The sequence below is a fragment of the Lactiplantibacillus sp. B652 genome (genome assembly GCF_023806745.1).
GTDB lineage: Bacteria > Bacillota > Bacilli > Lactobacillales > Lactobacillaceae > Lactiplantibacillus > Lactiplantibacillus pentosus.
Genome location: NZ_JAMSKY010000015.1, coordinates 12,016 through 26,671, shown reverse-complemented (window position 1 = coordinate 26,671; position 14,656 = coordinate 12,016). Strand labels below are relative to the sequence as shown.

Genomic DNA, 14,656 nt, shown 5'->3' with positions numbered 1-14,656 from the left:
TTATAACTGCAAGGAGGGCTGCTAATGTCTGAAACAACAGAGACTACGACTGTAGCAGAAACAACCACTACAACGACTGTAGCGACTACCAGCGGTGTGACCGTTGCTGATATGCAAGAATATCTGTCTGTTGATGAACAGGATAATTTGCTGGCCACGCTAATCTCAATGGCTGAAGTAGATGTCATCAGTAAAATAGATGACTCTATTGATGTCAGCGTGTATCGTGCTAACGCCTTGTTCAATCAGGCTGTTAGAACGTTGGTAGACTTCACTTATAACAACCGTGGTGGCCTATCAGACAGTGAATTAGCTTACCCGCCTGCTTATTTGTACTTTATCAATAGTATTAAATATCGTATTAAGTCGGAGGTGGACGATGCAACTGAAAGCTAACCGACTGAATAAGCGGGCAGAGTTTGGTGAAATGGTGGCGGGTGATGAAGTTAACCCTAATACTGGTGATTCTATTGACGTGTTTCAAGCTTCATTTTCACGATATGCAGGGCGCTACAGTCGTTCATTTTCTCAACAGGTTGAAGTGGCCGGTACTACACTTGAAGATACGTCAGTTATAGTCATAAGGCATACCGATAAGATCAATGACCAGATGAAGGTTAAGTTTGACGGCGATTTGTACAGCGTTGTTAGCATTTCATCTGATGACAGTACAGCCGTTAGTTATGACTTGGTTACAGTTAGAAAGTATGTGGTAACTCATGGCTAATGAGCTTGATTCTGAGTCGTTAGATAACCTTATGGCCAGCCTTGAGACTGGACTGAGCACTACAGAGCGTCTGAAAATCAACACTAAAGCAGCGGACGCTTTCAAAACGGTAATGCTTAGTGATGATCGCATACCAAAGAGTGCTCATGTATACGGTGGCGGTACGGTTCACTTGCGTTCTGCATTCATCATGCACATTAACGCATTGAATGGCACCGTAGAAGACGGCTTTTCTAAAGAGAGCAAGAAAGCCTATATTGGCCGTTTCCTAAATGACGGGTGGACGGTTAAAGATAGAAATAAGCAGACTCACTCTCATGTAGAGGGGCTTCATTTCTGGGAGCTCACACGGCTTGAAAGCAAGTCTGCTGTTCAAAAAATTATGATTAACGGTGTAAAAAACGCCATTGATAGGAAGGTGAAAAAATGACCCCCGCTTCAAAAGTAGTGGCGCTGCTAAAAGCAAACACAGCAACTCTGGTGAATATAGATTCTTCAAATATTCACGCTTATAAAATTGCTGATAGCGACTGGGTAGATGACACCCCTATCATTTTAGTAACTGAAATAGATGTTGATACATATTTATACGGCAACGGCGTTGCGGTTAAAGCCTATGATGAAGTTCAGATTCAGTTCTATTATCCTTCTGATTATGATCAGGACATGAACACAATTGAAGAAAGCCTAAAAGTAGTGATGTTCAATAACGGGTATCGCTTTTTTAGTATCGGTGGCCATGCAATAACGCCAGACACGGAAAATATTATACAAACGATTAAATTTAGAAAATCGAACTAGGAGGAATATACATAATGGGTGCAAAAGGTGGATATATTGGCTTACAAAAAGCCAAGTTAGCATTATTGGACGACAACAACAAAGTAATCACTTCAGGTGGTTTAAATGATGACGGTGACGGTATTTACACTGTCACTGTTTCTGAAGATTTAGGGGCAAATGCTGCTTCATTAACTGGTTTAGCCGGTTCAACTACTTCAGTTTATGGTAACAACACACGAGTTAAGATGTCTGTTGGTAAGGCACAGCCAAGCATTGCTCTTACCGTCAATGCTTTTAACTATGAAACGTTGAATAAGATTCTTGGTCGTAAAACCTTGGCAACGGTAAGTTCAACTTTGAAGGCGACCCTGTGAACTTAGCAATGGCCGTATATTCAAACACTGATGACGGTGGTGACATCATTTTTGGCTTCTATAAAGGTATCATGACGCCCGGTGATTTATCACTTGCAACTGATCAAGATACTGAAAACCGCGTCACTGACGCATTAACTTATACGCCACTTGGCAATGAAGACGGTGACTATGGTGTGATTGCTTGGTCTGACGCAGACGGTTATGAAGAATCAGATGTGTTAAATACCATTTTCCCGCAAGCAAGCAGTGACACAACGACTACTACGACTGTAGCCGCTTCAACTACGACTACTAGCACTACTACTGTAGCCTAGTTTAAAGAAGGGAAGAAAGCGATATGCACTATATTCTATGTCAACCAGCAATTCAACGTTTTAAGTGGGAACTTGAAGTGTGTTTGACCAACCTGATTGACAGCAATCACGTTAAACCAGCAGATATTATTCTGCTCTTTACGTCACACAACAATAAAATTCCACAGTTCTTTGCTGACAAGTACGGTGTAGAAGTGCATGTCTACAGAGACGAACGTGGGGACAAGCAATACATTCCAAGTGTTAAGCCGTATCTTTGGTGGAAGTTCTTGGAAGAAGACAGTTCACGCCAATATGAGACGTATTTCTACATGGATTCTGATGTGATTTTTCGTGAGAAGCCAAACATTAGCAAATTGCCTGCAAAGCCTAATTGCTGGGTGGCAAGCAACTGCAATGGATATTTGAATCTTGACTACATTCGTAGCCGCAAGAACGGGGAAAAGTTACTACATAAAATGGCTGACCTAATCGGGGTTACAGTCTCATCGCTAGAAACCATTAACGGCAATTCTGGCGGCACTCAATGGCTTATTGTTCAGCCTAGTGTTGAATACTGGGAAAAGGTTTATAAGGACTGCACGCCGCTATATAGCTTGCTTCAGCAGGCTGATAGCAACATTCAAGCATGGACTGCTGAGATGTGGGCGCAGTTATGGAATTTGATGTATTTCAATATTGGTGTACTAGTAGATCATGAGCTTGATTTTTGCATGGCCACTGATGATGTAAAGAAGTATAAAGAAACTAAGATTTTACATAATGCCGGCGTGGTTAAAAGTGATTCTGATCACTTATTTTTTAAGGGTCAATATGTACGAAAAACACCGTTCAAAACAGATTTAAGCTTTGTAGATGAACACCGGTGCTCAGCAAAGTATGTGCACGCAATTAATCAGGTCAAATAGAAGGAGAAATTAACCATGAAATTAACTTTAAACAACGTAGGAATTAAGAAGACTGTCAATGTAACTATCACTAACCGTATCGCCCGCAACGCCCTGCAAGTTGCCAAGACAGCTAATGCAAGTGAAGCGGCTGACAGTGAAGATGTAGCCTTATCAGGTCAAATTTCAATGATTGGTGAAGTCATTGACTTCTTGGCTGATGTTTTCAAACTCAATGAAAAACAAATTGATCGTATCTGGGACGCAGGCTTTGTTGAAACGCAAAACGCTTTTGCTGATGTTTCAGCCGCTATCTTTGGTGCACAGCCTATGTCTCCAACGGAGGAAAAGGCAAAAAAATAGCCGCCCGCAAAAGGCTGCGTGAAACAAAAAATGCACTTGAAGACATGGACTATAACTATCAGCAGGCCATGATTCAAATGGGTATTCCTATCAGTGTTTATGAGAGTGAAGACTTCTTCAAAATTAATCGGGTTATGCTGGCCAAACCACGTGAAGAGCGGGCACAAGACCCACTTGCTGCACTACGCAGTGCAGGCTTGTCAATTGGTGGTTCTATCAAAGCGTAGGAAGGGGGAAAATAATGGAAACAATTTCAGGCTATCGGTTCAGATTTGATATTGAACAGAGCAGCTTCAAGACTGCAATTAAGCAAATGCGGGAACAGTTGCGTTTCTTAAAAAGCGACACGAACGCAAGCTTCAAAGAAATGCGGTCAGCAGGTAACACTACTGAAGCATACAGTGAGAAAGCTAAGAAGCTTGCTCAGCAATTAAAAGTGGAGAAAGAAATTCTTCAGCAATCAAGAGAGCAGGTCAAGGAACTCACTAGTTCTTTTAACCGGCAGGAAGACACACTGAAGAAAGAATCTGAAGCACTTAGCAGCGTAGGCACAAAGCTAAAGTCCGAAAAAGAACGGCTTGAGCAGGTCAAGGAAAGTCTGGGGACTAATTCGAGCGCCTACAAGAAGCTAAAGAGTAATGTAGAGAGCCTAGAATCAAGTTATAAATCACAAGTGAACGTTGTTTCAAAGGCCAATTCTAAGTATGAAAATACACGCAAGTATTTAAATCAAGCTACTACTCAGGTAACAAGAACCCGCAAAGAGATTGCGTCACTGACTGCGCAACAGCAAAGGGCTAATGAGAAGGCTGAACTTTACAAGACGGGCATTACTCAAGTAAAAGCCGCTATCAAGAGAACCAGAGAAGAAACATCTAGCTATGTAGACAAGCTCAAATCTGAAGGCAATGTCTATAGTGCTCAAAAAGCCAAGCTTAGCGGTCTGAAAAAAGAGCATACTTTGCTTGATGAACAACTGACCAAAGAAAAAAGCTTGCTTAGCAGTCTTAATGCCCGTTACGGCACAAGTTCTGATAAAGCTCAGGAACAGCGTACCCGCATTAATAAGCTCACCACTGCTTATAACAAGCAGGCAAGTGAAATGCGTAGCTTAAATAGTCGGTACGGTAAAATGTCCACTGGCATGACTAAAGTGCGTGACACGGCTTCTAAGACCGCTTCTAAGATAAGCTCTACTTTTTCACGTTACCGCAATGCAATTCTGACAGTTACGGCAGCAACTGCTGGGCTGGGGGCTGCAACGGTCAGCGGTACTAAGAAAGCTTCTGACTTACAAACCACTTATAAGACCGTTACAAACGTTTTAGTTAAAGGTGGTGAAAGTGCCAAGTCAACTGCTAAGCAGGTTGCAAAAATGCAGTCAGACGCAACAAAATACTCAGTGAAGTACGGTAAATCACAATCATCAATTGCTGAAGCTTATCTTGATCTGGTCAAACGTGGCCATACCGCAAAAGAAGCTGTAGCAGTTATGAAGTCTGAACTTCAAGCGTCTGTTGCAACGGGTGATAAATTCTCTGATGTCGTTTCAGTATCATCTCAAGTTATTGAGTCTTTTGGTATGAAGACCAACAATACAGCCAAGATGACGGCTAACACAAAGAAAGTTGTTAACGAATTAGCTTACACGGCTGATATGACCGCCACAGATTTTCATAGCTTAGGTAAGGGTATGGAGTATGTCGGTTCGATTGCAAAGACAACTGGCGTTAGCTTATCATCAACGTCTGCAATGCTTGGTGTGCTTAGTAATCGGGGCTTGGAAGCGGACAAGGCCGGAACTGGTGTCCGTAAAGTTTTGACTTCACTTTCAAGCAACGCTTCAGCACTCAAAAAGTATGGTATTCAAGTCAAAAACTCAAATGGTAACTTAAAGTCAATGAGCAACATTTTCACTCAGATTAACGACAAAACCAAAAATTGGGGCACGGTTAAGAAGAACGCATTCTTCAAAGCTATTTTTGGCACAACTGGAATGAATGCTGCTTCAATCCTTTCTGAGAATGCTAATCAACTTGGCAACCTAACTAAAAAAATTGGTGCTGCTGGTGAGAAGGGCACTTATGTTGCGTCACTGGCCAAAGCTAACATGAAGACTGCTAAGAATGCCTATGCTCAATTTAAGCAGGCAGGGCAAGCGCTGATCACTTTGCTGGGTAAAAATTTATTGCCAGCACTTTATAAGTCATCAAAAGAGTTAACAAAGACGTTTTACAATACGCAGACAATGGCAGGACTAAAGCAGTTAGGTAAAGCTGTGGGGAGCTTGGCTAATAAGATTGCTGATCTGTTCGGCTATTTAGCTAAGCATTCATCTGCGTTAGCTGGGATTGTTAACAATCTGGGTACAATCACTGGGCTGATTGCTAAAGGTGCATGGTCAGTTTTCGCTGGCACACTGAAGACTATCGGTACAATGTTTGGAGTTGTACATAAGAATGGCAAAAATTCTAGCGGTGTATTGGAAGACATCAACGGTATTCTAGGGAAAATTGCCAAACATCAAACAGCGCTAAAAGCTGTTGGTGGCGTATTGATTACATATTTTGCCAGCAAGAAATTACTAACATTTGCTACTTCACTAAAAAGTAAATGGTCAGGGCTTTTTGACTTGTTCAAGAGCTCAAAATCAAAGGTAGCTGTGACTGCTACTGAAGAAACTGCTGCAATTAACACTGAAACAGGTGCTGTGAAGCGTCTTACAGTGGCGTTAAAGGAAAAAGAAGCGGTAGGCTCTTCAAGTAGCGTCACCAGTGAAGTTGAAGATACGGTCAGTACTACGTCTACTTCTACTGGTAGTAGTAGCTGGTCAAAAGCTGAAAAGGAAACGGCCAAGACTGCTAAAAACGTAGAGAAGGCTGAAACGGCTACTGAAGGTGTGGTCACTAAAACTGGCCGCTGGTCTAAGTTGCTTACTGCTTCACGTAGTGTGGTTAGCAAGGTGGGTTCAGTCGCTCTGAAGGCAGTCAATGTTGTGGCGTTAGCTGCTGAAGGTATTAATCTTGGCAAGAATATTTATACTTCTTTGACCAGTTCTAACACAAAGACTAAAACTAAGGCTGGCGCAAAAAGTATTGGTACGGTGCTTGGCGGTGGAATTGGTGCGGCTCTGGGCTCTGTCGTTCCCGGTCTTGGTACGGTTGCTGGTTTAGCGTTAGGCGCTTCAATCGGTGACGCACTTGGAGGCAGCAAGACTACTAGCAAGCTTATCTCAGCTTCTAAAAAGAGCATAGATAAGCTGAATAAGTACAACAAGACTCACACGATTAAGACCGTGGTTAAGGCTGACGGTACAACTGAGACTGTTGTTAAGCTCACAAAAGCTGCTAAGAAGGCCAAAGAATTACAAAAGACCTTCAGCTCACTGCCTAAGTCGGTTCAAAGCTCTGTAAAGAAGGCTAACGCTTCCTTCAAGACAATTAACAAGAGCCGCTTGAAGCTCAGCGTCAGCTATGACAAGACCAGCTTCAACTCTGCTAAAAAAAGCATTATTGCTAGTGTCAACAGCTTGTACAAGCAAGTTAAGAATAGTAGTGCAAAACAGGCTAAGAGCCAACTTGCTCAGGCTAAAAAGATGTACAAAAATGGCCTAATTAGCAAGAGTGATTTAGCTAAAACAGAAAAGCTAGTCAAGTCGCATTATAGTGAGACTACTAAGAGTGCTAAAAACGCTGCTTCAAGTATTAAAAAGATTACCAAGCAGGAAACTAAGCGGCTGGAAACCGAAACTACGAACCGCAACAAAGCAATCAACAAGGTTGAAAGTAAATACAGCGGAAAACGTAGCTCAATGGCCACTGAAGAAAAGAGTAACATTGCAAAAATAAAACGTGGCCAGACAGTCACTCTTGACGGCATTGAGTACAGCGGTCAAAAGGGCATTAACAAGATTCAAAAGTCTTATAAAGCCAAACGTGAACAGCTCTCTGTAAAAGAGGGCGAAGCTGTTAACCGCACCAGCAAAAAATACGCAAAGAAACGGCAGAGTATTGTTTCTGCTTATGCTAAAAAGTACGCTGACAAAGAATCTGACCTAGCAAAAACCATTTCAAAGACGCTGACTAGTAGCAGTAAGAAGCAAGAAGCTATTATGTCTAAGCTGAAGTCTTCTAACGGTAAAATTTCAAAGCAAATGGCAGACAAATTGATCAGCGAATCATATCGAACAGCTAAGAAAAATATTCAACAAGCTGAAGATGATTATAAGTCTGAAAAGAAGACCGCTGCTAACAAGCGTGATGACATTATTGCGTTTGCTAAGAAGACTTACACAGGCAACAGCGATTATGCTGTTAAAATGCGTAAAAAGCTGACTGATGAAGCGAATACTCAGTACAAAAATTCTGTGTCTGCTGCAAAACAGACCAAAGAAAAAACTGAGTCTCAAATTTCTGCTCAAGAAAAGTCAGTTGTTAAGACGGCCAAGAGTCAATCTAAGGGCGTTACAACGCATATGGTCAAGCAAGGCAATAATACCATTGAAGCTGCCGGTAATGGTGCAAGTGGCTCATCAAACATCTTCTCAGGCTTTATCAAATGGCTTAGCAAAATCAAATGGCTCACTGGTGTAAGTGGTTCAACTGCCAAGTACAATGCCACCATGACTAAAGTGGGCGGCATGACGTATGCAAAGGGTACTGGCAATGGCACGGTAGGTAAGACGGGCACGGCACTTGTTGGTGAAGAAGGTACAGAGTTAGCTTACAGTCCTACACGGGGTACCATGCGCTTGCTTGGTACTCAGGGGGCTGAAGTAACACAGGTCTACTCTGATGAACATATTCTGAATGCTAAAGACAGTGCCAAAGTTTTAAATGGTGGTTATGGTGAAGGCAAGGTATTACCCGGCTTTGCAAGCGGTACTGACACGTTGTCTAGCTTTGTAAAGTCACTCACTAAAAATGCAAGTAAGATATACAAGAGCCTAAGCGAGACAGTAAAATCTGCAATCAGTCACCCTATCAAAACAGTTGAGAAAATGCTGAGCGGCATGACTAGCATTAAAGTTCCTAATAAAGGCTGGGTGAAGTCAAGCACTTGGAATAAGGCATACAACAATGTTGGTAAGTCAGTCATCAAGAATGCTGAAAAGAGCTTCAAGAAACTTGCGTCAGCGATTAATGGTGGTAGCAGCGGCAACGCTAATAACCCCACTGGCTCAGGGGTAACACGTTGGAAACCGGTTATCAAAAAAGTTGCTGCAAATATGAATGTTGATCTAACTTCTAGCGGTATGTCAGCTGTATTGAGTCGAATTAAACAAGAGTCAAACGGTAGTGCCACTGTAGAAAATGACTGGGATTCTAACGCAAAAGCGGGAACTCCTTCAATTGGTCTGCTTCAATATATTCAGCCTACTTTCAAATCATGGTTGCCTACAAAAGCGGGGCATAAATACCCGAATAACATCAGACATGGTGCTTCTCAGATTGCCGCAATGTTTAATGATTCAAGCTGGTTATCTGATATTAGCGTATCTGGTGGGTGGGGGCCAACTGGCCATAAACGCTATGCTAACGGGGGTTTCAGCAATGTTGAGAAACTTGCTCACATTTCTGAAGGTAACCAATTGGAAGCCATTATTCCTATGAGTTCTCAAAAGGGTAGCCGTGGTTATGAGTTGCTTGGTCAAGTTGCCACAATGTTTGCTTCACGTGATAAGAATAAGTTGAGCGCAGCTAGTGGTACATCATCAACTTCAAGTGCTAGTGATTCTACCACCACAGCATTGCTTCAAAAAGTGGTAGATGGCCTTGATAATCTGTACACTGCGCAATATGATACAGCGCTGACTAAGAACGACATTTACAAGATTAACAAGAGTGTATCTAAGAAACAGACTAGGATTAAAAACTTTGCAACAGACTAGGAGGTGTGATCTTTGGAATTAACAAGCAGTGATTTTCAGTCTAATAACATTTTGAGTATTGGTACTTTGACCAATTATGATATGGGTTTCTTGGTAAATAAATTCACCAGAAACATAACGCCTGACATCACTGAAAATACGCAGACAATTCCCGGCCGTGTGGGACTGGGTTACATGTCTAATTCGTATGGTGGACTTCAGCTCACGGCTGAGTGCACTGTTATTGCAGATAAGTCTGATGACGTATATCAGATTATGCGTGATATTAGTGAAGGTCTTTGGAGTGATAAAGCTGATGAAGAAGAGCAGCCTATTACTTGGTCAGGTGACAACAATGATGGCATTATTGTTTATTTTGGCCACGTTACTGATATATCTACACCGTCATGGACTGATGAAGCAAGCTACTATATGGCAACTTTCACAATTACTTTTAAGTGTAGTGACCCACATGGCTTTGGTGCACAGCACTGGGTTTATCCACGTTACTACACTTCAGGTAAGCTTTTACAGCTAAGTGACGACGCTTTGGATATTAAAACGGTTGCTTCCAGTAACTATCTTGAAGATACCGTTAATGAAGTTGGTGATGACACTGATACTCAGCGTGACTACGGCAGTGATGACTATGCTGAAGGTGTTGCTGTAGAAAGTGCTAGTGTTGCTGATGACTTCATCACAGACGCTCAGGGCAGTGACGTGCAGCTTCAGTTTGACTACATCATAGACGCACCGTCTACTACAGCAGTTACATCTAGTGACGCTACAGGTGACGCAACTGCTACAACTTCAGTAGGATCAACCAGTGAAGTTTATGCCACATTTACGGTGACATACTCAGACGGCACTACACAAGATGTTACAGCAACAATTGCAATTGATAGCCCTGACGGTACAAGCACATATTCAGGGACGGCAATAGGGACAGCAACGCTTTCAAGCACACTGTCAATTGCCAGCGTTTCTGATTGCTCTTTGTACATTAACTTGTTTGCTGAACGTGTCACTCTGAGCGGTCTTCAGTTGATGATTCGGGCTCAACCTACGGCCACACACTTTGGTTGTTCATGGAATAGTGACGCAGACAGCGTGTCTAACACGTTCAATATTCAGTTAGCTGAGTACGATAGTAGCGGGGAACTTGTTGCCACTAATACTGTTGCAACGGTTACCCCTGACGCTGATGACACTGATGAATATGGTAATTATGAAGGCACGGTTGATACAGATTTTTCTTGGCCGTCTTTGAATAGTGCCACTGAAAGCCTGTATTTGTATCTATCTCAAGGAAACACGGACACTATCACCATTGACAGCTTCAAGTTCTACGTCACAAACTCAGACGCTACGATCACAACCCTATTTGATGACTCAGACACGGCTTACTACACTCAATTTATTTTGACTAACAGCACAACTTTCAGCGTTACGCCAGACGGGAATGCAACCACTGAGCCTGTATTCACCGTAGTGCCAACTGAAAGCATTAACCGTGCAGGAATTGTTTATGATGACGCATATAATAGCAAGCAATCATACAGCTACGTTGGTGAAGATGTTGATACTGAAACAGGTACTGAAGCAGCAACGGGTGATACGTTGATTCTTCATGACCCTATGGACACCAGAAACCGGTGGAGCACCTTAACTAGTACATCGTTTGAGCTGGAAAACAGTTCAGTTGATGGTAAAATGGCCACGCTATCAACTAGCGGGTTCCGTGTGGCAACACATACGGTAAAGGTGTACAACTCAAGCGGTTCATATACTAATAAGAAAGTCGCTAATTTTGGGACAGCTAAGAACCATTCTTATACGGAATTTTACGGGCCGGTTGTCATGAGAACCCTTTCAACTGCACCTACTGATTGGCAAGTTGATGTGCGTATGTCAATGCACGTTAAGCAGTCTTATGCTAAAGGCAAAATTGAGTTTTACTTATTAGATGAAGATGGCGCACGCCGTGGCAAAATTATGCTGAAAGATAATACTGATAGCGGCAAGGTAATGGCGCAACTTCAAATTGGTACACACTCTGCTCATACCCATCTTTATGAAGGCTATGGCACGACTTCTAAGGGGAAGGCTAGCACAAAAACGATCAAGTATTATGACAGCTCAACGACTAAGAAAACAGTGAAGAGCAAAGTGCGCTATAGTGCTTCTAAAATCAAGTCATACAAGGCTACACTGAAAAAACTTGAGAACAAGAAGAAACTGACTACAGCTCAAAAGAAACAGCTAAAAAAGTTGAAGGCGCTGGCTACAGCAAATTGGTACTACACAACCACTAGCAGCAAGAGTGTTGCTCAGGCTAAAACTGTGACAACGCCTGTAAATACTAGTACATCATCATTTAGTGATTTTTATGGCCTGTTCAGAATCAGAAAAGTGGGTAACAAGTACACCTATAAGATAGAAGAGCTTGATAGTAGCACGCACAAAGCCAAGAAGAACGGATTTTCAAAGAGCGGTAGCAAGACACTTTCATCTAGCTACGCTTTTTCTTTGGCCAAAATTGCTATGCACACGGCTAAGATGAACATTAAAGGCTTAGACACCTATGACAGCACTTCTAAGGGCAACGCCGTTTATTACAAAAATGATGTGATGTCTGGGTATGATTTGAAGGTTTATCAAGCCGTTGACACTGAAGATGTAACGCCAATTGCTGACAGTGACAACACACTTAAATTTGATTTTCAAGAGCACAAAATCTATAAAGATGACGCTGAATATATGGACAAGCTATCTATTGGTAGCTCTTGGCCAAGTCTACAAGGCGGTGAAGAGACTGAGATTGCTATTTCACCAACGATTGCTACAGCAGACTGGGCTATGACATATAGACCAACGTACAAGTAAGGAGATTTGAGATGTATTATGTTTTCAATAACGCTTTAGATAAAATCATCTCAACCGCAACGCCGGTGGGTGGCCATAGTCAGAGTGATTGGTTCGTGAATGATGAAATTCATACAGAGATTGCGTCTGAGGACTCCACCAGTGATGACGACACGTCTGTTAGTGAGATTCTGAATGGTAACACTAAAGAATGGAATAGCTATGTAACTATGGACGTGCCACGGCCGTCTTCACTTTATCCAATTATGGAAACAGGTGTACATCTAGTTCACCAAAACGCTGATGGGTATTTACACTGTTACCGTGTTTCTGAAGTGGAAGTTGACAGGTCAACTGGTCTGAAGAGTATTACGGCGTATGATTTGTTACTTTGGAATTTAAAGCACCTTGTACCTGATTCAAAGACAATGGTGAACCCTACGTCTCAAGACGTTATGGAGTACCTGCTGGGAGACTCAGACTTCGTCATCAATTCTGATGAATACACTGGTGAGAGTGAAGATGACAGCGGGCGTGCTAGTTATGAGATTAACGGTACTTCTACTGCGAACTCTTTACTACAAACTGCTCTTCAAGACTTTGATTTAGAGATTCGTTCGTATGTCGAAGTTAGTCAGGGTAAGGTAATCAATAAATATGTTGATATTGTCAGTGAGCTAGGCGATCAGAGTACGGGAAAACGAGTAGAATATCGTTTCAATGCTGAAAATATTCAGCGTGAAACAATTGATACAAGCTTAATTACTGCGCTTAAACCTCTTGGCGGTTCAGATGGCACTACAACGATTGCAGATGCAAATAGTGGTAGTGAGTGGATTTTTGACGCTACCGCGAATGATGAATATAACGCAGGCAATGCCAATTATCTTGAAGGTGTTACTTCAAATACCAACATTAACACAGCGGCGGGGCTATTGACGTGGGGGAAAAAAGTTCTGGCTTATTACAATCACCCACGATCAAATTACACTGTGACTATTTCACCTGATTTTTCTGCTGCGATTGGTGACAGCGTGCGGGTGATTGATCTTGAAGATGACCCACAACAAGCACTTTCTTCACGGGTAATTCAGCAAGTTGAATCTGAAGCAACTCCTTCAAGTAACTCAGTTGTTTTAGGCGAATTTACAACGTTAGCACTGATCACACCAAGCTTGATCAATTCACTAGAAAACAAATTGAATACCAGCATTTCTGATTTGATTCAGGATGCTCTGAGTGACAACACGGCTTTGGTGGCTACGATTTTACAGCCTGATGGTGCTGACTGGTCTTCTTCAGAATCAACTAAGCGGTTTATTGGCCATGTAGAAATTTATGGCACTGATGTCACCAGCTACTGTGAAGCGCCAGCTTTTGTATGGAATGTGTACAGCAGCTCAGGTAGTGCTGATACGGACTTTTATACGACTCACCGCAATGATGGTTATTTGCTGGAATTATCAAAAGATGAATTGAGCAGTGGTTCATTGACGCTCAGCATTAATACTGACTACATCAGTGAAACGAATGTGCTGGGAATGAATGAAGATAATGGTTCAAATCTATTACAATATAGTTTAAGTGATGGTTCGGATGATTCATATACTGGGAGTGCCAAGGCATTTCAATATGTGCAACCTATTACTTCAGGAACGTATAAAGGCTATTACATTGCGTCAAGGGCGTATAAAGATAGCCCGAGTACAACAGTATCTTTGTCAGTTACTCATGATTACGCAGTTGAATTTTTACTATTGGATAGCAATGGCACTTATCAATCATCAATGGTTCTTGACGGTAGCCGTCACGGTGCCAACTTTGGCATTCAAGTAGTTGATGACCTACCGTACATCTGGACGCAAGTATATGATGACTCCAACTACTATATCAGCCGTGTTAAGTATCAGGCGAACACTATTGTAGCCGTGGACAAGCTAACTACTTATTACAAGAGCGAGCGCCACATTACTTGCAACTATGACGCAACAAATAACATGGTTGGTATTCGTCTCACATATCTTGGTCAACTTTCAGTGATTGACGCAGATGAATTAATGAATGGCAGCACTGACCTCAAATACTCTATCCTGGTTACCGACTTTGGCTACTCACTTACTGATCAGACTTTTCAATCTTTCACTGTATATGGTGACTATGTTCTTTGGAATTCAGGAAAGGTTGACATGTCGGATAAGAGAATGCTTTATTGCGCCAATCTTGTAACTAATTCGTTAGTATTTAGCTATGAGTGGGGGCTGGCAGACATTGCGGCCAGTAATGACGTTTATGAACCAGAAACTACGTATTATGACGGCACTAATTTATATGCTGGTTTCAACGTCAAAAGTAGCACTACATCAACTGATAAAGTGGAATATTTGCAGCAATATCCGCTGACTTTTAGAACCGATAGCAGTGTTTCATTTAGTGATGATGATGATTCTGAAGATGAGACAGAATAAATGAAA

12 protein-coding genes are annotated in these 14,656 nt (G+C 42.0%); all 12 read left to right on the top strand.

What is annotated here, in order from left to right; all coding sequences use genetic code 11:
• Positions 1-24 precede the first annotated feature (24 nt).
• Genes MZO40_RS14630 through MZO40_RS14575 form a run of 12 tightly spaced genes read left to right on the top strand, consistent with a single transcriptional unit; the run spans position 25 to position 14,650 of the window.
• The gene (locus tag MZO40_RS14630) at positions 25-396 is read left to right on the top strand and encodes a head-tail connector protein (RefSeq protein WP_159257454.1); all 372 of its coding nucleotides are present in this window, start codon (positions 25-27) and stop codon (positions 394-396) included.
• On the top strand, positions 380-727 hold the full coding sequence (locus MZO40_RS14625) for a phage head closure protein (protein ID WP_050339235.1): 348 nt from the start codon (positions 380-382) through the stop codon (positions 725-727). Before MZO40_RS14630 ends, MZO40_RS14625 begins: the two co-directional genes overlap by 17 nt.
• Positions 720-1,157 (top strand): phage tail protein, encoded by a 438-nt coding sequence (locus MZO40_RS14620; protein ID WP_159257452.1) that lies wholly within the window; start codon positions 720-722, stop codon positions 1,155-1,157. The genes MZO40_RS14625 and MZO40_RS14620 overlap by 8 nt, the downstream gene beginning before the upstream one ends.
• Positions 1,154-1,528, top strand: coding sequence for a DUF806 family protein (locus MZO40_RS14615; RefSeq protein ID WP_159257450.1), 375 nt, complete (start codon positions 1,154-1,156; stop codon positions 1,526-1,528). The genes MZO40_RS14620 and MZO40_RS14615 overlap by 4 nt, the downstream gene beginning before the upstream one ends.
• A 14-nt stretch (positions 1,529-1,542) precedes the next feature.
• Positions 1,543-1,884, top strand: coding sequence for a phage tail protein (locus MZO40_RS14610; RefSeq protein ID WP_252133378.1), 342 nt, complete (start codon positions 1,543-1,545; stop codon positions 1,882-1,884).
• Positions 1,881-2,201 (top strand): phage tail protein, encoded by a 321-nt coding sequence (locus MZO40_RS14605; RefSeq protein ID WP_252133377.1) that lies wholly within the window; start codon positions 1,881-1,883, stop codon positions 2,199-2,201. Before MZO40_RS14610 ends, MZO40_RS14605 begins: the two co-directional genes overlap by 4 nt.
• Positions 2,202-2,224: 23 nt before the next feature.
• Positions 2,225-3,109 carry a hypothetical protein gene (locus tag MZO40_RS14600; protein ID WP_252133376.1) on the top strand — a complete coding sequence of 295 codons (885 nt, stop codon included), beginning with the start codon at positions 2,225-2,227 and terminating at the stop codon, positions 3,107-3,109.
• A gap of 15 nt (positions 3,110-3,124) precedes the next feature.
• Positions 3,125-3,451, top strand: a complete 327-nt coding sequence (locus MZO40_RS14595; RefSeq protein WP_050339229.1) for a phage tail tube assembly chaperone — start codon at positions 3,125-3,127, stop codon at positions 3,449-3,451.
• A 44-nt stretch (positions 3,452-3,495) separates the two neighbouring features.
• Entirely contained in the window at positions 3,496-3,678 is a 183-nt protein-coding gene (locus tag MZO40_RS14590; RefSeq protein ID WP_050339227.1) for a hypothetical protein, read from the top strand.
• A 14-nt stretch (positions 3,679-3,692) separates the two neighbouring features.
• A complete protein-coding gene (locus MZO40_RS14585) occupies positions 3,693-9,341 on the top strand; it encodes a phage tail tape measure protein (RefSeq protein WP_252133375.1) in 5,649 nt (1,882 codons plus the stop codon).
• Positions 9,342-9,353: 12 nt separating this feature from the next.
• Positions 9,354-12,206 (top strand): phage tail domain-containing protein, encoded by a 2,853-nt coding sequence (locus MZO40_RS14580; RefSeq protein WP_216748330.1) that lies wholly within the window; start codon positions 9,354-9,356, stop codon positions 12,204-12,206.
• A gap of 11 nt (positions 12,207-12,217) precedes the next feature.
• Positions 12,218-14,650 carry a phage tail spike protein gene (locus MZO40_RS14575; protein ID WP_159257440.1) on the top strand — a complete coding sequence of 811 codons (2,433 nt, stop codon included), beginning with the start codon at positions 12,218-12,220 and terminating at the stop codon, positions 14,648-14,650.
• Positions 14,651-14,656: the final 6 nt, after the last annotated feature.

Excerpts from the sequence above, each read along its gene's own strand:
- MZO40_RS14585 (WP_252133375.1), top strand. The coding sequence starts at position 3,693 with ATGGAAACAATTTCAGGCTATCGGTTCAGATTTGATATTGAACAGAGC.
- MZO40_RS14595 (WP_050339229.1), top strand. The coding sequence starts at position 3,125 with ATGAAATTAACTTTAAACAACGTAGGAATTAAGAAGACTGTCAATGTA.
- MZO40_RS14610 (WP_252133378.1), top strand. The coding sequence starts at position 1,543 with ATGGGTGCAAAAGGTGGATATATTGGCTTACAAAAAGCCAAGTTAGCA.
- MZO40_RS14620 (WP_159257452.1), top strand. The coding sequence starts at position 720 with ATGGCTAATGAGCTTGATTCTGAGTCGTTAGATAACCTTATGGCCAGC.
- MZO40_RS14630 (WP_159257454.1), top strand. The coding sequence starts at position 25 with ATGTCTGAAACAACAGAGACTACGACTGTAGCAGAAACAACCACTACA.
- MZO40_RS14590 (WP_050339227.1), top strand. The coding sequence starts at position 3,496 with ATGGACTATAACTATCAGCAGGCCATGATTCAAATGGGTATTCCTATC.
- MZO40_RS14625 (WP_050339235.1), top strand. The coding sequence starts at position 380 with ATGCAACTGAAAGCTAACCGACTGAATAAGCGGGCAGAGTTTGGTGAA.
- MZO40_RS14600 (WP_252133376.1), top strand. The coding sequence starts at position 2,225 with ATGCACTATATTCTATGTCAACCAGCAATTCAACGTTTTAAGTGGGAA.
- MZO40_RS14575 (WP_159257440.1), top strand. The coding sequence starts at position 12,218 with ATGTATTATGTTTTCAATAACGCTTTAGATAAAATCATCTCAACCGCA.
- MZO40_RS14615 (WP_159257450.1), top strand. The coding sequence starts at position 1,154 with ATGACCCCCGCTTCAAAAGTAGTGGCGCTGCTAAAAGCAAACACAGCA.